Here is a 16,255-nt window from a genome sequence, read left to right as displayed (position 1 = left end):
CCCCGGTGTGGGGCCCCGGCGCGCTGTGCGCGCGCCCCCCCCCCCCCCCCGGCCCCCCCCCCCCCCCCCCCCCCCCCCCCCCCCGCGACGTCATGCCGGTGAACCGGCCGGGCGCGAGGCCGGGGCTGGGGCCGGGGCTGGGGCCGGGGCTGGGAGCCGGCTGGGGCCCGGGCTGAGGGGTCGTCATCGTTCAGACCCGGCCCCGGCCTCCTCGGCGGTCTGCTTCAGGGTGTGGCCGGTGCGCACCGAGCGCGCCCTGGCCGGGTCGGGCGTGCTGTCCGCGGAGGCGCTGCCGTCCGCGTGTTTGACCAGGAGCCAGGCCTCGCGTTCCCCGGCCCGGTCGTCGCGGAAGCGGGTGAGGGAGTAGCCGCCGTGCAGCTTGCGCCCGTAGAGGTGGAAGGAGGCGTGTCCGCGCTCCAGCGCCTCGGTGAACGGGAGCTCGTGGCCGGCGCGGTCGGTGGAGAGGTTGCGGTAGGTGCCCTCGTCCCAGACGATCACGGTGCCCGCGCCGTACTCGCCCTCGCCGATGACGCCCTCGAAGTCGCGGTACTCCAGCGGGTGGTCCTCGGTGGGCATGGCGAGGCGCTTGTCGTGCGGGTCGCGGGACGGGCCCTTGGGGACGGCCCAGGACTTCAGGACGCCGTCGGCCTCCAGACGGAAGTCGAAGTGCATCGCCGTCGCGTCGTGGATCTGCACCACGAACGACGGGCGGTCGCCGGAGGGGCCGGTGCGCCCGCCCTCGGGTTCGCTGGTCCTCGAGAAGTCCCGGCGCCGGTGGTACTCGGCCAGGGTGTCGGTCGTGCGCATGGGCTCTCTCCTCCTGCGCGCCTCACGCTCGCCCGGTCGGCGCCGTCCGGCCGGGCGTCTAGCGGATCAGGGCCGCCAGCACCTCCGCCAGGGTGGGGCCACGGTCGGCGGGGTGGCGCAGCCGCTTGCCCTCGATGACGTGGTACCGGTTGGCCCGGCCGACCCGGTCGTGGGTGAGGTAGCCGCCGCGTTCGAGGTCGGCGATGATCCGCTGGACGGCCCGCTCGGTCAGCAGGCAGCGCGCGGCGATGTCCCGCACCCTGATGCCCGGGTCCCGGGAGATCTGCACCAGGACCCGTGCGTGGCTGGTCAGGAACGTCCAGTGGGTCCCCGAGAGGCGCTGCCCGTCCACGGTCCCGTCAGCCCTCCAGTGCGTCGGCGATGCGGTGCAGCATCCCGCTGCCGGCCGGGTGACGCGGCGCGGTCTCGCGCACCGCCTGCATCCGCTCACCGATCTCCTGGAGCTCCTTGCGGCCGAGCGTGGCCCGGACCTGCGGGAACCAGGAGGACTCCTCCTGCTCGATGTGCCGTTCGACCGCGTCCATCAGGACGGCGGTCTTGGCGTCGTAGCCCTCGTCGTCGGGGCTCATCCGGCTCAGCTCCTCGCAGAGCAGGTCGGCGACGTGGTGCTCCTCCTTCGCGCGGTCCATCTCCTCGGTGAGGCCCGGCACTTCCCGGCGGATCCGGGGGTAGACGAGCTCGTCCTCGAGGTACGTGTGGACGGTCAGCGCCTCGACGATCCGCTGGACCGTCTCGTGCCGCGCGCCGTTGCCGCCGTCCCCGTCGGCGAGCCCTCGGTACTCGCGGAACAGGCGGCGGACTTCCTTGTGGTCCTCCCGCAGCAGGACGATGGCATCGTGGGACATCGTTCGACTCCTCCTCGCCTCCCCGTCGGTTTCCCCGCCCGCCGGGCGTCTCCCCGTGCGGCCGCCGGCCAAACGGCCCGATGGCGGCCCGGACTCAGCCGTCGTCCGGGGATCCGTAGCGCGCCCGCCACTCGCGGGCGCGCGCGTTGTGCCATTCGACGCCCTGCTCCGCCTGCTGCTCGGAGAGTCCGCTGAGCTCGGCGACCAGGCCGAGCGGGACGGGCTCGTCGCAGGCGGCGAGCGCCCGGCAGACCTTGGCGGCCCACTGTTCCTCGGGGACGAAGGGGCGGAGGCGGTACTGCTCGACCAGGGCGGCCAGATGGTCGACGGAGCAGGCCGTCAGCACCCGTTTGCCGTCCATCGACGGGTCGGTGGCGCTCAGCGCCGAGGAGTCCGGCACCAGCGCGCTGAGCAGGTCGTCGTCGGCGACGATCCGGCCGCACTGGTCGCACAGGTCGTACGCGTCCCCGTCGGCCGCGTCGCCGAACGGGTCTTCCGCAGGTGGTCCGATGTCCTCCATGCCGCACGCCTACCCCACGCGCGTCGGGTGAACCGGCGACGTGGGAGGCGCGGCCCGGGGTCAACCGGCCAGGAGCGCGGCCGCGTCCAGCGGGCCGTCCAGCAGCGAGCGGGCGACGTCGGCCACGCCGGTCCCGCTGCGGCGGGCGTGGGAGCGGAGCACCTCGAACGCGGTGTCCATGTCCACGCCGCCGGCCTCGGCGAGCACGCCCTTCGCCCGCTCCACGGCGGTGCGGTCCACCAGCGCCGCGCCGATCTCCTCGGCCGCCGTCCGCTCCCGCCCGTGCCGCCGCTGCAGCAGGGCGATCACCGCCAGGTCGGCGAGCGGCTGGACGGCGTCCGGACCGTCCTCGCCCGGTTCCACGCCGGGCCGCACGTCGAAGACGTTCAGCGCGCCCACCGGGCGGCCGTCCAGCCGCAGCGGCACCGCGCGCACGGAGCGGAAGCCGAGGCCGAGGGCCTTGGCGGTGAAGTGCGGCCACCGTTCGCGGGCCCGGCCGAGGTCGCGTTCGACGACGGGCAGACCGGTCCGGTGGCAGTCCAGGCAGGGCCCCTCGCCCGCCGTGATCTGCAGCGCCTCCAGCCGGCGCACCCGGTCGCTGGAGTAGGCGATGTCCCGGAGGTCGCCGCGCCGGTCCGCGACGACCAGCCCGGCGCCGGCCACGCCACTGAGCGCCGCGCACAGCTCGGTGAGCCGGTGCAGGAACTCCACGGTGTCGTAGCCGGGGCCGATCAGCGTCTCGGTGAGCCCGGCGAACACCTCGTCCAGGCGGGCCTCGCGCGTCATGACCGCCTCCACTTCCCCTCGGGGCAACGCTACGCCCGCCCGCGCGCCCGGGTCATCCGTCATCGGTCCTCCTCCGTGAACCGCAGCCGCCGCCGCACCACTTCGCGCGCCACCGCGTCGATCTCCCGGTCGTGGGCGAAGGCGTAGGCCCGCAGCCGGTCGAGGGCCTCGGGCGCGGGCAGGCTCAGCTGCGCCATGACCATCCCGACCGCCTGGTCCACCTCCACCCCGTTCAGCGGCGGGTCCTCCAGCCACGGCCGGGCCGGCACCTCGCCCGGCGCCGACGCCAGGGAGCCCACGATCGCCAGGGTGACGGTCGTCGCGGCGACCTCGATGTCGGCCCGCTGCCCGTTGTCGGGCAGGCCGGGCGCGGTGCGGTAGAGGCTCAGCACGCCGATGCCGGAGGCACCCAGGTGCAGCGGGACGGCGCAGGCGCCGCGCAGGCTCCCGTCTCCGGGGCCGGACGAGGCGAGGGCGGCGCCCAGCACCGGCCAGCGCAACTCCTCCGGGGCGAGCAGATCGAGGACCAGCACCGCCCGACGGGTACGGAACGCGTCCACACCCGGGCCCTCGCCGAGGCTGAACTGCCGCTCCTCCAGCCGCCGGGCACGGTCGTCGCTGGCCCACACCCCGGCCCGGTGACCGGTGTCGGCCATCAACGTGATCGCGGCCGCCTCCACCGCCAGCGCCTCGACGCAGGCGGCGCACAGCCGCTCGGGCAGCGCCGGGCTGCCCGGGCCGTTGACGGCCTCGGCCATGATCTGCGCGATCCGCGTCAGATCGGCCATCTCGGCGCCTCGTTCTTCATCCGTTTCCCCGCCGCTCACGGGCGGCAGCCCGCCGCCGTGGTGGTGACGGCGGCCCCGCACCGCAGCGTGATCACCGCGGTATCGGCGCCCGGGCCGGGACGGCGGCGACCGGACGATCCGGGCGAGCCGCGTCCGTCCACCGGTGCGCGTCTACCCCGCACCACACCGCACACACCCGGGGCGGGGCACGGCCCCGCACGAACCTACGCCGGGAGGCCGGGGGGCAACCGGACGGCCAGCAGGCAGCTGTCGTCCGCGGGGTTGGGCCCGCCGAGGCGGGTGGCGATGTGGTCGAGGCAGTCCGCGAGGGCGGGCGCGGTGCACTCCGCGGCCGCGCGCAGCAGGCGGTCGGGGTGGCCGGTGCCGGCGTCGCGGCGGTTGAGCAGGCCGTCGGTCCAGAACAGCACGGCATCGCCGGGGCGCAGCCGCAGCGTGGTGTCGCGGTACCGGGTCTCCGGCAGCGCCCCGAGGACGGTGCCGGTCGGGCCCTCGGCGAGCTCGGCGGTGCCGGGCCGCAGCACGGCCGGCGGCTGGTGCCCGGCCGCGCTCCAGGTGAGCGTGCGGGCGGGCGGGTCGAGCAGGCCGCAGAGCACGCTGGCGATCCGGCGGCTGCCCTGGTGGCAGAGCATGGCGTTGAGCCGGCCGAGCAGGCCGGCCGGGCCGTCGCCGGTGTAGCCGAGGCCGCGCAGGGCGTGCCGGAGTTCGGCCATGCCCACGGCGGCGTCCAGGCCGTGGCCGCTGACGTCCCCGACGGTGAGCAGCACCCGGCCGTCGGGCAGACCCGCCAGGTCGTACCAGTCGCCGCCCATCCGGGGCCGGTCCGCGGCGGGCAGGTAGCGCTCGGCGTGTTCGAGGCCGAGGGTGGCAGGGTCGGGCTCGCCGGGCGCGGCCATGAGGGCGTTCTGCAGGGCCCGTACGGTCCGGTGCTCGGCGACGGCCCAGCGCCGCTGCTCGGCGAGCCGGGCCCGTACGGCGGTGAGGGCCTGCTCGGTGCGGTGCCACCGGGTGACGTCCTGGAGGACGCCCCGGACGGCGCGCAGCCGGCCGTCGGCCCGGTCGGTGACCGCCTCGGCGCTGATCCGCACGGTGCGCGGGGTCCCGCCGGCCGATCCGACGTCGAACTCCAGGGTCGCCGGCCGCCGCCCCACCAGCAGGCGGCGGGCGAGCAGCCGGACGGCGGCCCGGTCGGCGGTGTCCACGCAGGCCAGCGCCTCGGTGAGGGTGACCGGGTCCGGGCGGCCGGGGTCGAGTCCGAGCAGCCGCAGGGCCTCCTCGGAGAGTTCCAGGCCGGGCGCGCCGACCGGCCACTGGAAGCTGCCCAGGCCGGCCAGCCGCTGGGCCTCGCCGAGCCGGGCGGCGCGCTCGGCGGAGCCGTCGCGGGGCCGCCAGGTGAGCAGCACCCCGTCGAGGAACGGCACCGCCCGCACGGTGAGCGTGCGGACCGTCCCGGCGGCCGTCCCCGCGCCCGCGCCGGTGAAGTCGACGGCCCGGCCCTCGTAGCGGACGCCGGTGGCGGCCGCGTCCAGGATGCGGCGGAAGGCACCGCTCGCGACCAGGCCGGGGTGCAGCTCGCTCAGCCGCCGGCCGGTCGCCGGCAGCCCGGCCGGGTCGGTACCGGCGGCCGGGTTCGCGTACGCGACGCGCAGGTCGGTGATCGCGCCGTCGCCGAGGCCCTCGCGGACCGCGGAGAGCACGAGGACCGGCTCGAACATGGCGTCCAGTACCGCCCGGAACCAGTACTCGCCGCCCGGGACCACCAGCCCGGGCTCGTTGCCGTCGGCGGAGGCGATCCGCAGCAGGGTTCCCGCCACCAGGCCGGCCAGCGCGTCCAGGTAGCGGGTGGCGGCGCGGGCGCGCTCGGCCGGCCCGTCCCAGCCGAGGCTCATCGCCCCGACGACGCGGTCGCCGCGCCGCAGCGGCACCGCGCAGACGATCCGGCCGGGGACGATCCGGGCGACCTCGGGCGTGCGCCCGGCGGGGCCGACGGAGTCGAACTCCCAGACCATGCCGCCGCCGTGGGCCGCCGCGACCAGGGGCACCCCGGTCTCCGGCGGGATGCGCTGCCACTGGCTGACCCGGCGGGGCTCCACCCCGTGACTGCCCACCAGCGTCAGGGCGCCGTCGGGTTCGAGCAGGCCGAGCACCACGGCGACGACGCCGAGCGGCGCCATGGCCACCTCGTGCAGCAACCGGGCCAGTTCGTCGGGTGTGTCGGCGCTGGCGAGCGCCGAGGCGGCCAGGTGGTAGCGGGCGGCCAGCCCGGGCACCGGGGTGAGGCGCGGCCCGCCGGGCGGTGCCGGGGCGGGTGGCGGCTCCGGCAGGGTGCGGGCCGCGGCGGGTCCGGGCAGCGGGATGTCCTGGCCGGCGACGTCCTCGCCCGCGGCGCCCGCGGCGTCCGCGGCGTCCGCGGCGTCCGCGGCGTCCGCGGCGTCCGCGGCGTCCGGGGCGTCCGGGGCGCCGTCGAGCGGTGCCGCGAGGCCCACCAGGCCGGCCGCGATGTCCGCCAGCCGGCGGTTGGTGTCCTGCGAGAGCTGGACGAGGTGGCCGAAGGCGTCGTCCGGAGTGCAGCCGAGCCGTTCGCTGAGCATGCCCTTGGCCTGCTCGATCACGCCTCGCGTCCGCATCGCCCGGCGCAGCCCCTCCACCTCGGAGCGCAACCGGTCCACGGCCTCCCGCAGCACGGTCGTCTCGTCGGCCCGGGCGGCCCCGCCGGAGATCCGGTGCTCAGGCACAGGCCGCCGCCACATCCGGGTAGAGCGGCAGGACCGCCGCCACTCCGCTCAGTTCCAGCACGTCCCGGACCCTCGGCGCCGCGCCCGCCAGCCGGAGCACGCCGTGGTCGGCGCGCAGCCGCCGGGCCGCTCCGAGCAGGACGTTGAGGCCGGTGGAGTCCACGAAGCCCACGGAGGCGAGATCGATGACCATCCGGACGGCGCCGCCGTCCGCCAGGACGTCGAGCAGCCGCCGGATCTCGCGGGCCTCGAAGTCGTCGAGGTCCCCGCTGAGCGGCACCACCGTCCAGCCGTTGACCTCAGGAAAGTCCTTCATCCGGGTCACCCTCGATGCTCGGGCGGGCCCGCGCCCGACGAGGCCCGCCGCCTCGCGGCCGGGCCCGGTACGACCGGACGGGCCCGCGCCCGTCGGACCTCGTTCCCGCACCCCGATCCGTCTCCAGGCTAGATCCGCGCGGCCACCGGGTGCGAGCCGCCCGCGCCCGAGGGCTCAGCGCTCGTCCCGCTCGGCCGGCTCCGACGGGGCGTCGGGGGTCTTCTGCTCGGCGACGGGCGTGCCGGCCCGGACCGTCTTGACGGTGTCCGGCGGCCGCGGGGGCGGCGCGGGGCGCGCCCGGCGCCCGGGGGCGCCCTCCTCGTCGTGGTGCAGCGGGACGCCGCCGGCGCCGCCCTGCGGTGTGTCGTCCATGAGGTCCTCCTCGCAGGGCGGGCCCGGCCGGCCGGGGGCACGCGGATGCGCCCGGGTCGGCCTGCTGCCCGCTCTCGTCGTCAGGTGTGCCCGGACGGGCACCCGGGCCTTCCGGCTACCCGGTACCCGGCCGGGGAAACGGCCGCGACGTTTCGCCCCGCCCGGCCCGGTTAGCCGCTCCGGAGGAGGAAACCGCGGACGACCCCACCGACGAACCGAGGCTGCCATGACCGCGTTCGGCTACTTCCTGTCCTGCGAGGAGTTCACCCCCGGCCAGCTGGTCGAGCAGGCCCGGCTCGCGGAGCGGGCCGGTTTCACCCGGCTGGCGATCTCCGACCACTTCCACCCGTGGAACGACGCCCAGGGCTGCAGCCCCTTCGTGTGGGGCGTGATCGGCGCGCTGTCGCAGGTCACCCGGCTGCCGGTGACCACGCTGGTCACCTGTCCGACGGTCCGGCTCCACCCGGCCGTGACGGCACAGGCGGCGGCGACGGCGGACGTCCAGCTGGCCGGTGGCCTGCGGCTCGGGGTGGGTACCGGCGAGGCGCTCAACGAGCACGTGCTGGGCGACCGGTGGCCGCCGTTCGAACTCCGGGCGGAGATGCTGGAGGAGGCCGTCGCGGTGATGCGCGAGCTGTTCACCGGCGGGCTGGTCTCCCACCACGGCGTCTACTACACGGTCGAGAACGCCCGGCTCTACACGCCGCCGAAGGAGGGCCGGCTGCCGGTGTACGTCTCGGCGTTCGGCCCGAAGGCGGCCGAGGCGGCGGCGGAGTTCGCCGACGGACTGGTCACCATGACGCCGGACACCGAACTGATCGCGCGCTACCGGGCGGCCGGCGGCACCGGTCCGCTGCTGGGCGGAGTGAAGGTGTGCTGGTCGGAGGACCGGGCGCGGGCGGTGAAGACCGCGCACCGGTTGTGGCCGAGCGAGCTGCTGCCCGGCGAGCTGGCCCAGGTGCTGCCCACGCCCCGGCACTTCGAGCAGGCGACCGAGCTGGTCACCGAGGAGATGGTGGCCCGGGCGGTGACCTGCGGCGACGATCCGCGGGAGCACGCCGACCGGCTGCGCGGCTACGTCGAGGCCGGCTTCGACGAGGTGTACGTGGGCCAGATCGGCCAGGAGCAGGAAGGTTTCTTCGCGTTCTGGCGCGAGCAGCTCCTGCCGCGGCTGGAGTGAGCCGCCGGGGCCGTGGCGGACCGGGCGGCCGTGGTGAGGCGAGGAGCCGGGGTGAGGCGAGGGCCGTGGTGAGGCGAGGAGCCGTGGTGAGGCGAGGAGCCGTGGTGAGGCGAGGGCCGTGGTGAAGCGCTTCCCGCCGTTCGGCCTGCGCGAGTACGCCCTCCTCGCCGACGGCGAACGCGGCGCGCTGGTCGGCCCGTTCGGCGAGATCGCCTGGCTCTGCGCACCCCGCTGGGACTCGGAGCCGGTGTTCGCCGGCCTGATCGGCGGCACCGGGGTGTACGCGGTGACGCCCGCCGGCCGGTTCGTCCCGGGCGGCTACTACGAGGACGGCGGGCTGATCCGACGCGGCCGCTGGGTCACCGAGGACGGCGTGGTGGAGTGCCGGGAGGCGCTGGCGCTGCCCGCCGACCCGCACCGGCTGGTGCTGCTGCGCCGGCTCAGCGCCGACTACGGGCCGGCCCGGCTGCGGCTGCGGCTGGAGCCGGGGACCGGCTTCGGGCCGGGCCGCCCCGCCGACCCGTGCCGGACGGAGGGCGGCTGGACGGTCCGCTCGGGACGGCTGCGGCTGCGCTGGTCCGGCGCCGGCGCCGCGGCCGCCCGGCCGGGGCCGGGTGGGCGGCTGACGGCGGAGGCCGTGCTCGGCCCGGGTGAGCGGCTCGACCTGGTGCTGGAGGTGTCCGACCGCCGCCTCGCCGGGCCGCCGCCCGAGCCGGAGCGCTGCTGGCGGGCCACCGAGCGCGCCTGGCGGGACGCCGTGCCGGCGCTCGACGACACCCTCGACCGGCGGGACGCCCGGTTCTCCTACGCGGTGCTGTGGGGGCTCACCTCCCCGGGCAGCGGCGGCATGGTCGCCGCCGCGACCACCAGCCTGCCCGAGCGGGCCGAGGCCGGCCGCAACTACGACTACCGCTACGTCTGGATCCGCGACCAGTGCCTCGCCGGGCAGGCCGTGGCGGCCTGCGGGCCGTACCGGCTCCTGGACGACGCGGTGCGGTTCACCGCCGCCCGGCTCGACGAGGACGGTCCGCGGCTCGCCCCGGCGTACACGGTGACCGGCGGGCGGGTGCCCGACCAGCACGCCGTCGACCTGCCCGGCTACCCGGGCGGCCACGACCAGGTCGGCAACCGCGTCACCCGGCAGTTCCAACTCGACGTGTTCGGCGAGGCGTTGCTGCTCTTCGCGGCGGCCGCCCGGCGCGACCGGCTGGACCCGCGGGCCCGGGGCGCGGTCCGGACCGCCGTCGACGCGGTGGCCCGCAGGTGGCGCGAACCGGACTCCGGCATCTGGGAGTTGGACGAACGGGCGTGGACGCACAGCCGGCTGATCTGCGCCGCCGGCCTGCGCGCGATCGCCCGCCCGGACGCGGCCGGGCCGGCCGGCGTGCCGGACGGGCTCGCCGCGTCCTTGGCCGGCCTGGCGGACCGACTGCTCGCCCACACCGCCCGGCACGCGCTGCACCCGTCGGGCCGCTGGCAGCGCTCCCCCGCCGACCCGGCGCCCGACGTGGCACTGCTGCTGCCGCCGTTGCGCGGCACCCCGGCGCCGGACGACCCGCGCACGGTGGCCACGCTGCGCGCCTGCCGCGAGGAACTGACGGACGGTCACCACGTCTACCGGTTCCGGCACGACGAGCGCCCGCCGGCCGAGGCCGAGGGGGCGTTCGTGCTCTGCGGCTTCCTGATGGCGCTCGCCGAGCGGCAGCAGGGCGACGCCGTCGAGGCGGCCCGCTGGTTCGAGGCCACCCGCGGGCTCTGCGGCTCCGCGGGGCTGTTCTCCGAGGAGTACGACATCGCCCAGCGCCAGCAGCGGGGCAACCTCCCGCAGGCCTTCGTGCACGCCATGATGCTGGAGTGCGGCGCCCGCCTCGCCAGGCCGGAGCGGCCCTGGGGCGTCTGAGGGTTCACGCGGTGCGGTAGGCGGCGGCGCGGGCGGGGTTCAGGCGCAGGCCGTGGCCGGGGGCGCCGTCCGCGCCGGGGGTGACGGTGCCGCCGGCGGGGTCGAGGGTGCCGTCGAAGAGCAGCCGCTCGATCCGGACGTGGTCGTGGAACCACTCCAGGTGGCGGCAGTTGGGGACGGCGGTGGCCGCGTGGGCGTGCAGGTGCGGGGCGCAGTGGGCGGAGACGTCGAGGCCGTGCGCCTCGGCGAGGGCGGCGGCGCGCAGCCAGCCGGTGAGGCCGCCGCAGCGGGTGGCGTCGGCCTGGAGGCAGTCGACGACGGCCGTCATCCGCGCGAAGTACGGGAGGTCGTAGCCGTACTCCCCCGCGGTGACGTCGGGGAGGACGGCGTCGCGGACGGCCCGCAGGCCGGCGAGGTCGTCGGAGGAGACGGGCTCCTCGAACCAGGTGACCCCCTCCCCGGCCAGCGCGGCCCCGATCCGGACGGCCTGTTTGCGCCGGTAACCGCCGTTGGCGTCGGTGTACAGCTCCACCCGGTCGCCGATCGCGGCGCGGGCGGCGCGGACCCGCTTGAGGTCGCGGTGCTCGCGGGTGCCCCGGGACTCCCCGATCTTGATCTTGACGCGGGGGATGCCCTGCTCCTCCGTCCAGGAGCGCAGTTGGCGTTCCGTACGCCCGGCGGAGTAGGTGGTGAACCCGCCGCTGCCGTACACCGGGACCGGCCGGGGCGCTCCGCCGAGCAGCCGGGCCAACGGCAGTGCGAGCAGGTGACCGCGGAGGTCCCAGAGCGCGAGGTCGACGGCCGAGATCGCGCCGGCCACCAGGCCGGGCCGGCCGGTGTTGCGCACGGCGCGGTTCATCGCCTCGTTCGCGCCGGCGGTGTCGTGGGCGTCGCGGCCGGTGACGAGGCCGGCCAGCTCGCCGGTGATCACGCCGGCGGTGGCGGGTGCGCCGTACGTCCAGCCGATGCCGAGGTGCCCCGCACCGACGGCCTCGGCGAGGACCAGGGTGGTGTGGTCCCACGCGAGGGTGCCGTCCGCCTCGGGGGTCTCGGTGGGGACGGTGTAGACGCGGACACCGATCCGCTCGACGGCGGTCACGGCGTCACTCCGGTCCGGCCGGCGCTCGCAGGCCGGAGCGCTGGCCGGCCGCGAGCAGACCGGCGGCCCGGTCGACCAGGGCCATGATGGTGAGCGCCGGGTTGGCGCTGCCCTGGGTGGGGAGCACGCTGCCGTCGGTGATCAGCAGGTTCGGCACGGCGAAGGTGCGCAGCCGGTGGTCCACCACGCCGCTCCGGCGGTCGGCGGCCATCCGGCAGCCGCCGACCAGGTGGGCGTAGCGGTCGATGGTGATCGTCTCCGAGGCGCCGGCCGCGCGCAGGATCGATTCCATCACCTCGCGGGCGGCCCGGATCAGCAGCCGGTCGTTCTCGCACTGGGAGAAGGCGAACTCGGCGACGGGCAGCCCGCGCCGGTCGGTCTCCTCGGCGAGGGTGACCCGGTTGTCCGCCTGCGGCAGCAGTTCGGCCATCGCGCCGAGGGTGGCCCAGTGCACGTAGTCGCCGAGGTAGGCGCGCAGGTCGGCGCCCCAGTGGCCCTGGGCGACGACGTGCTCGGCCCAGGTGATGGGCAGCGGGGAGATGTTCTGGATGGTGAATCCGCGCTGGTACGGGCGGTCGGGGCCGGTCTCGTAGTACTGCTCGGTGGAGACCTCGGGCGGCGGGGCCTTGTAGGCGCGGATCTCCTCCTCGAAGCGGCCGGAGGTCTGGGGTGCGCCCTGCACCATGACGTACCGTCCGACCAGGTCGTGGTCGTTGCACAGCCCCTGCGGGAACCGGGGGCAGGCGGAGTTGAGCAGCAGGCGCGGGGTCTCGATGGCGTACCCGGCGACGGCGACCGTGCGGGCCCGCTGGAGGTGTTCGCGGCCGTGGTGGAAGTAGCGGACGCCGCGGGCCAGCCCGTCCGGGCCGAGTTCGACGGCGGCGGCCATGCAGTCGGCGCGGATCTCGGCGCCGTGCGCGAGCGCGTCGGGGACGTGGGTGATCAGCGGGGAGGCCTTGGCGTTGACCTTGCAGCCCTGGAGGCAGAAGCCGCGGTAGACGCAGTGCGGGCGGCGGCCGAAGCGGCCGTTGGTGATGGCGACCGGACCGACCCGGGCCTGGATGCCGAGGGCGGCGGCGCCGCGCAGGAAGATCTCCCCGTTGCCGCCGACCGGGTGCGGCGGGTGCGGGTAGGGGTGCGGTTCGCCCCAGGGCCAGTACTGGCCGGCCACCGGGAGCTCGTACTCCAGGCGGCGGTAGGAGTCGCGCAGGTCGGCGTAGTCGATCGGCCAGTCCGCGCCGACGCCGTCCAGGGTGCGGGTGCGGAAGTCGGAGGGGTGGAAGCGCGGCGCGTAGCCGGCGAAGTGCACCATCGAACCGCCCACGCCGCGGCCGGAGTTGTTGGAGCCGAGCGGGACGGGGTCGGTGCCGGAGATGACGCGCGGCTCGGTCCAGTACAGGTGGTGGGAGGCGGCCTCGTCGCTGACCCAGTCGGTGAGCGGGTCCCAGAACGGGCCGGCCTCCAGCACGACGACGCTCCAGCCGCGGCGGGCCATCCGCTGGGCGAGGGTGGCGCCGCCGGCGCCGCAGCCGACGATCAGCAGGTCGACCTCGTCGGCGTCCGCGAAGCGCCGCATGTCGCGCCGCAGGGCGTGGTCGAAGCCGTGGCCGTCGCGCGGCAGCAGCCAGGCGGAGGCGTTGTCGCGGCGGGCCTCGCGTTCGGCGGCGGCGTTGGCCCGTACGGTCTCGGCGGCGGCGCGCAGCCGGGAGTGCCGGCCGGGGTCGGTGGCGGGCGGGACGAGGCCGGGCGGCTGGTGGTCGGGCGGCCTCGGCGGGTGCGGGTGGGCGTCGGCGACCTCCCAGGGTTCGCGCAGGCCGACGCCGAGGCGCAGGTAGCCGCGCGGGTGGGCGGGGCCGCCGAAGCCGATCTCGTTCCAGGCGGCGGGGTGGGCGTAGTAGGCGGTGCAGGCGTAGCGCGTCCACAGGCTCCACACATGCTGGGCGGGCAGGCCGTGCCAGCGTTCGCCGTGCAGCTCCCGGACGCGGCCGACCAGTGCCCGCTGCTGGACTTCGGTGAGCGCGGCGAAGGGGCCGTCGGCGTCCTCGTCCAGGGCGCGCAGGGTGCGCCGCCAGGCCTCGTCGTCCTGCGGCATGTCGGCGTAGCGCCAGCCGTCGGTCCGCAGCCCGGCCAGCCGGGTGTCGATCATCGACAGCAGCGGGACGCCGGGGCGGTCGAGCAGCAGGTCCAGCAGCGCCCGGGCGGTGGCCTCCTCCGCCGGGGTGAAGAAGCGCAGCGGTGGCGGCGGGCCGGTGCGGGCGAACACCACGGCGGAGGTCGCCGGGTCCCAGTGGCGGGCCTGGCCGAGCACGTCGTACCCGGGGAAGCGGCCCGGGGGCCTGCCGCCGTCCCCGTGCCTGCCGCCGTCCTCGGGCCTCGCCGTCCCGTCAGGCATCGCGGGACTCCCGGCGCAGTACGGCGGCGAGCAGTCCCATTCCTCCGACCAGGCTCATCAGCAGTGGTGCGAACAGCGGTGGCCCCATCTCGACGTTGTAGCGGGCCATCGACCAGCCGCCGGGCTTCTCGGCGATGCCGCGCACGTGCAGGTAGGTGCCCTGGAGGCCGTTGGCGGTGATGGCGGCGGAGGCGAGCGGCAGCAGCGTCCGGGCGGCCCGGGGGCTGAGCGCGCCGGCGACCCCGGCGGCGGCCCCGGCCGGGCCGAGCCAGACCGGCCACCACATCACCCGGTTCCCGAAGCCGGCCCGGTCGTGCTCCAGGTAGATCTCGGCGGCGGTGATCACCGAGCCGGCCGCGGTGGCGAGGGCCAGCGAGCGCTGGAACCGCCCGGTGCGGACGTTGCGCAGCGCGAGCTCAATGGTGCGCATGCCGGCCTCCGAAGGAGGGCAGCAGCTCCTGCAGCTTGGCGCGGAAGCCCTGGCGGACCATCGCGGCGCGGTCGTCGTCCCCGCGCAGCACGGACGCGGCGGCGGCCTGGATCTGGTCCCAGCTCGCGTGCGGCGGGATCGGCGGCACCGCCGGGTCGGTGCGCAGCTCCAGCAGGTAGGGCCGGTCGGAGGTGAGCGCCCGCTGCCAGCCGGCGGACACGTCGCCGGGTTCGTCGGCCCGCTCGGCGCCGAGGCCGAGCGTCCGGGCGAAGCCCGCGTAGTCGACGTCGGGGAGCTCCTGCGAGGGCAGGAAGCTGGGTGCGCCCTGCATGGCCCGCATCTCCCAGGTGACCTGGTTGAGGTCGCGGTTGTTGAGCACGGCCACGACGAGCCGCGGGTCCTGCCACTCGCGCCAGTACTTGGCGACGGTGATCAGCTCGGCGAGCCCGTTCATCTGCATCGCGCCGTCGCCGACGAGGGCGATCGCGGGCCGGTCCGGGTGGGCGAACTTGGCGCCGATCGCGTACGGCACGCCGGGGCCCATGGTGGCCAGGGTGCCGGAGAGCGAGCCGCGCATCCCGTCGCGGAAGCGCAGGTGGCGGGCGTACCAGTTGGCGGCCGAGCCGGAGTCGGCGGCGACCATGGCGTTGTCGGGCAGCAGCTCGTCGAGGGCGTGGACGGCGTGCTCCGGGTTGATCGGGTCGGCCTCGACGGCGGCCCGCCGTTCCATCACCTCCCACCAGCGCTCGGTGTTGTCGCAGATCGTGCGCTGCCAGTCGCGGTCCTCCTTGCGGATCAGCAGCGGCAGCAGCGCGTCGAGCGTCCGGGCGGCGTCGCCGACCAGGTTGACCTCGTACGGGTAGCGCAGTCCGACCATGAACGGGTCCAGGTCGATCTGCACGCCGCGGGCCTGTCCGAACTCGGGGAGGAACTGGGTGTAGGGGAAGCTGGAGCCGACGGTGAGCAGCGTGTCGCAGTCACGCATCAGTTCGTACGAGGGGCGGGTGCCGAGCAGGCCGATCGAGCCGGTGACGTAGGGCAGCGTGTCGGGCAGCGCGTCCTTGCCGAGCAGGGCCTTGGCGACGCCGGCACCGAGCAGTTCGGCGGTCTGCTGGACCTGCCGGCGGGCGCCGCGGGCGCCCTGGCCGACCAGCATGGCGACCCGCCGGCCCGCGTTGAGCACCTCGGCCGCGCGGCGCAGCTCGCCCTCCTCGGGGAGGACGGACCAGCGGGGCGTGCCGAGGCTGGAGGGCACCATCTTGAAGGCGTGTCCCGGCGGGCTGTAGTCGAGCTCCTGGACGTCGGCGGGCACGATCACGGCGGTCACGGTGCGGCGGGCGGCGGCGGTGCGCATCGCCCGGTCGAGCACGTTGGGCAGCTGCTCGGGCACGGTGACCATCTGGCAGTACTCGGCGGCGACGTCCTTGAACAGGCTGAGCAGGTCCACCTCCTGCTGGTAGGACCCGCCCATCGCGCTGCGGTCGGTCTGCCCGACCAGCGCGACCACCGGTACGTGGTCGAGCTTGGCGTCGTAGAGGCCGTTGAGCAGGTGGACGGCGCCGGGGCCCGAGGTGGCCGCGCACACCCCGGTCCGACCGGAGAACTTGGCGTAGCCGACGGCCTCGAAGGCGGCCATCTCCTCGTGCCTGGCCTGGACGAAGACCGGCTGGTTGTCGGCCCGGCCCCAGGCGGACAGCAGTCCGTTGATGCCGTCACCGGGGTAGCCGAAGACGTACGCGACGTCCCAGGCGCGCAGCCGTTCCAGGATGTGGTCGGAAACCTTCGGGGACACGACGCTCCTCCTTCATGCCGACGGCCCCCCGCAGCGCGGTTGTCCGCTGCGGGGGGCCGGAAACGTCCGGCGGGAGGGGAATTCAGCCGGATTCCGGCGGCCGGTCAGCCGGGTTCCGGCGGCTCGTCGGTCCAGCCGGGGGCGTCGTGGTCCTCCAGCTGCTCGCGCAGCCGGGTGAGGGTGGCGGTGAGCAGCCGGGAGACGTGCATCTGGGAGACGCCGATGCGGTCGGCGATCTCGGACTGGGTCCAGCC

16 protein-coding genes are annotated in these 16,255 nt (G+C 76.2%); 2 read left to right on the top strand and 14 right to left on the bottom strand.

From position 1 onward, the window contains the following. Positions 1 to 183: 183 nt before the first annotated feature. The 9 genes from ACFVHB_RS25510 to ACFVHB_RS25470 form a co-directional block, all read right to left on the bottom strand. A complete protein-coding gene (locus tag ACFVHB_RS25510) occupies positions 184 to 807 on the bottom strand; it encodes a DNA polymerase ligase N-terminal domain-containing protein (protein ID WP_380326663.1) in 624 nt (207 codons plus the stop codon). Between the two features lie 58 nt (positions 808 to 865). Beyond that, positions 866 to 1,159: a MarR family transcriptional regulator gene (locus ACFVHB_RS25505; RefSeq protein WP_380326660.1), complete on the bottom strand. Its 294-nt coding sequence runs from the start codon at positions 1,157 to 1,159 to the stop codon at positions 866 to 868. A gap of 7 nt (positions 1,160 to 1,166) precedes the next feature. Next, positions 1,167 to 1,673: a hemerythrin domain-containing protein gene (locus tag ACFVHB_RS25500; protein ID WP_380326657.1), complete on the bottom strand. Its 507-nt coding sequence runs from the start codon at positions 1,671 to 1,673 to the stop codon at positions 1,167 to 1,169. Between the two features lie 94 nt (positions 1,674 to 1,767). Further along, positions 1,768 to 2,193 carry a hypothetical protein gene (locus ACFVHB_RS25495; RefSeq protein WP_380326654.1) on the bottom strand — a complete coding sequence of 142 codons (426 nt, stop codon included), beginning with the start codon at positions 2,191 to 2,193 and terminating at the stop codon, positions 1,768 to 1,770. Between the two features lie 60 nt (positions 2,194 to 2,253). Then, positions 2,254 to 2,979, bottom strand: coding sequence for a GAF and ANTAR domain-containing protein (locus ACFVHB_RS25490; protein WP_380326651.1), 726 nt, complete (start codon positions 2,977 to 2,979; stop codon positions 2,254 to 2,256). A gap of 59 nt (positions 2,980 to 3,038) precedes the next feature. After that, a complete protein-coding gene (locus ACFVHB_RS25485) occupies positions 3,039 to 3,767 on the bottom strand; it encodes a GAF and ANTAR domain-containing protein (RefSeq protein ID WP_380326648.1) in 729 nt (242 codons plus the stop codon). Between the two features lie 224 nt (positions 3,768 to 3,991). Further along, entirely contained in the window at positions 3,992 to 6,520 is a 2,529-nt protein-coding gene (locus ACFVHB_RS25480) for a SpoIIE family protein phosphatase (RefSeq protein ID WP_380326645.1), read from the bottom strand. Continuing rightward, a complete protein-coding gene (locus tag ACFVHB_RS25475) occupies positions 6,513 to 6,836 on the bottom strand; it encodes an STAS domain-containing protein (RefSeq protein ID WP_380326642.1) in 324 nt (107 codons plus the stop codon). The genes ACFVHB_RS25480 and ACFVHB_RS25475 overlap by 8 nt, the downstream gene beginning before the upstream one ends. Positions 6,837 to 7,010: 174 nt before the next feature. Further along, a complete protein-coding gene (locus ACFVHB_RS25470) occupies positions 7,011 to 7,208 on the bottom strand; it encodes a hypothetical protein (RefSeq protein ID WP_380326640.1) in 198 nt (65 codons plus the stop codon). A 226-nt stretch (positions 7,209 to 7,434) separates the two neighbouring features. Between ACFVHB_RS25470 and ACFVHB_RS25465 the strand changes: the two genes are divergently transcribed. Then, entirely contained in the window at positions 7,435 to 8,388 is a 954-nt protein-coding gene (locus tag ACFVHB_RS25465) for a TIGR03557 family F420-dependent LLM class oxidoreductase (RefSeq protein ID WP_380326637.1), read from the top strand. Between the two features lie 118 nt (positions 8,389 to 8,506). After that, positions 8,507 to 10,288 carry a glycoside hydrolase family 15 protein gene (locus tag ACFVHB_RS25460; protein ID WP_380326634.1) on the top strand — a complete coding sequence of 594 codons (1,782 nt, stop codon included), beginning with the start codon at positions 8,507 to 8,509 and terminating at the stop codon, positions 10,286 to 10,288. Between the two features lie 4 nt (positions 10,289 to 10,292). Here the strand turns inward: ACFVHB_RS25460 and ACFVHB_RS25455 are convergent, their stop codons facing one another. The 5 genes from ACFVHB_RS25455 to ACFVHB_RS25435 all read right to left on the bottom strand — a co-directional run. Further along, positions 10,293 to 11,387 carry an enolase C-terminal domain-like protein gene (locus ACFVHB_RS25455; protein ID WP_380326631.1) on the bottom strand — a complete coding sequence of 365 codons (1,095 nt, stop codon included), beginning with the start codon at positions 11,385 to 11,387 and terminating at the stop codon, positions 10,293 to 10,295. Positions 11,388 to 11,391: 4 nt separating this feature from the next. Then, on the bottom strand, positions 11,392 to 13,779 hold the full coding sequence (locus ACFVHB_RS25450; RefSeq protein ID WP_380326628.1) for a GMC family oxidoreductase: 2,388 nt from the start codon (positions 13,777 to 13,779) through the stop codon (positions 11,392 to 11,394). Then, positions 13,772 to 14,209, bottom strand: a complete 438-nt coding sequence (locus ACFVHB_RS25445) for a hypothetical protein (RefSeq protein WP_380326625.1) — start codon at positions 14,207 to 14,209, stop codon at positions 13,772 to 13,774. The genes ACFVHB_RS25450 and ACFVHB_RS25445 overlap by 8 nt, the downstream gene beginning before the upstream one ends. Further along, positions 14,196 to 16,001 (bottom strand): thiamine pyrophosphate-requiring protein, encoded by a 1,806-nt coding sequence (locus ACFVHB_RS25440; RefSeq protein WP_380326622.1) that lies wholly within the window; start codon positions 15,999 to 16,001, stop codon positions 14,196 to 14,198. Before ACFVHB_RS25440 ends, ACFVHB_RS25445 begins: the two co-directional genes overlap by 14 nt. 104 nt (positions 16,002 to 16,105) lie before the next feature. Continuing rightward, on the bottom strand, positions 16,106 to 16,255 hold a 150-nt coding region (locus ACFVHB_RS25435), incomplete at its 5' end, for a sigma factor-like helix-turn-helix DNA-binding protein (RefSeq protein WP_380326802.1).

It is taken from the genome of Kitasatospora sp. NPDC127111 (assembly GCF_042677465.1).
In the GTDB taxonomy this organism is placed as follows: domain Bacteria; phylum Actinomycetota; class Actinomycetes; order Streptomycetales; family Streptomycetaceae; genus Kitasatospora.
This window is presented reverse-complemented; position numbering and strand designations above follow the sequence as displayed.

Bases quoted from the DNA above. Each gene is read 5' to 3' on its own strand.
- ACFVHB_RS25510 (WP_380326663.1), bottom strand. From the start codon at position 807: ATGCGCACGACCGACACCCTGGCCGAGTACCACCGGCGCCGGGACTTC.
- ACFVHB_RS25500 (WP_380326657.1), bottom strand. From the start codon at position 1,673: ATGTCCCACGATGCCATCGTCCTGCTGCGGGAGGACCACAAGGAAGTC.
- ACFVHB_RS25495 (WP_380326654.1), bottom strand. From the start codon at position 2,193: ATGGAGGACATCGGACCACCTGCGGAAGACCCGTTCGGCGACGCGGCC.
- ACFVHB_RS25490 (WP_380326651.1), bottom strand. From the start codon at position 2,979: ATGACGCGCGAGGCCCGCCTGGACGAGGTGTTCGCCGGGCTCACCGAG.
- ACFVHB_RS25485 (WP_380326648.1), bottom strand. From the start codon at position 3,767: ATGGCCGATCTGACGCGGATCGCGCAGATCATGGCCGAGGCCGTCAAC.
- ACFVHB_RS25475 (WP_380326642.1), bottom strand. From the start codon at position 6,836: ATGAAGGACTTTCCTGAGGTCAACGGCTGGACGGTGGTGCCGCTCAGC.
- ACFVHB_RS25470 (WP_380326640.1), bottom strand. From the start codon at position 7,208: ATGGACGACACACCGCAGGGCGGCGCCGGCGGCGTCCCGCTGCACCAC.
- ACFVHB_RS25465 (WP_380326637.1), top strand. From the start codon at position 7,435: ATGACCGCGTTCGGCTACTTCCTGTCCTGCGAGGAGTTCACCCCCGGC.
- ACFVHB_RS25450 (WP_380326628.1), bottom strand. From the start codon at position 13,779: ATGCCTGACGGGACGGCGAGGCCCGAGGACGGCGGCAGGCACGGGGAC.
- ACFVHB_RS25445 (WP_380326625.1), bottom strand. From the start codon at position 14,209: ATGCGCACCATTGAGCTCGCGCTGCGCAACGTCCGCACCGGGCGGTTC.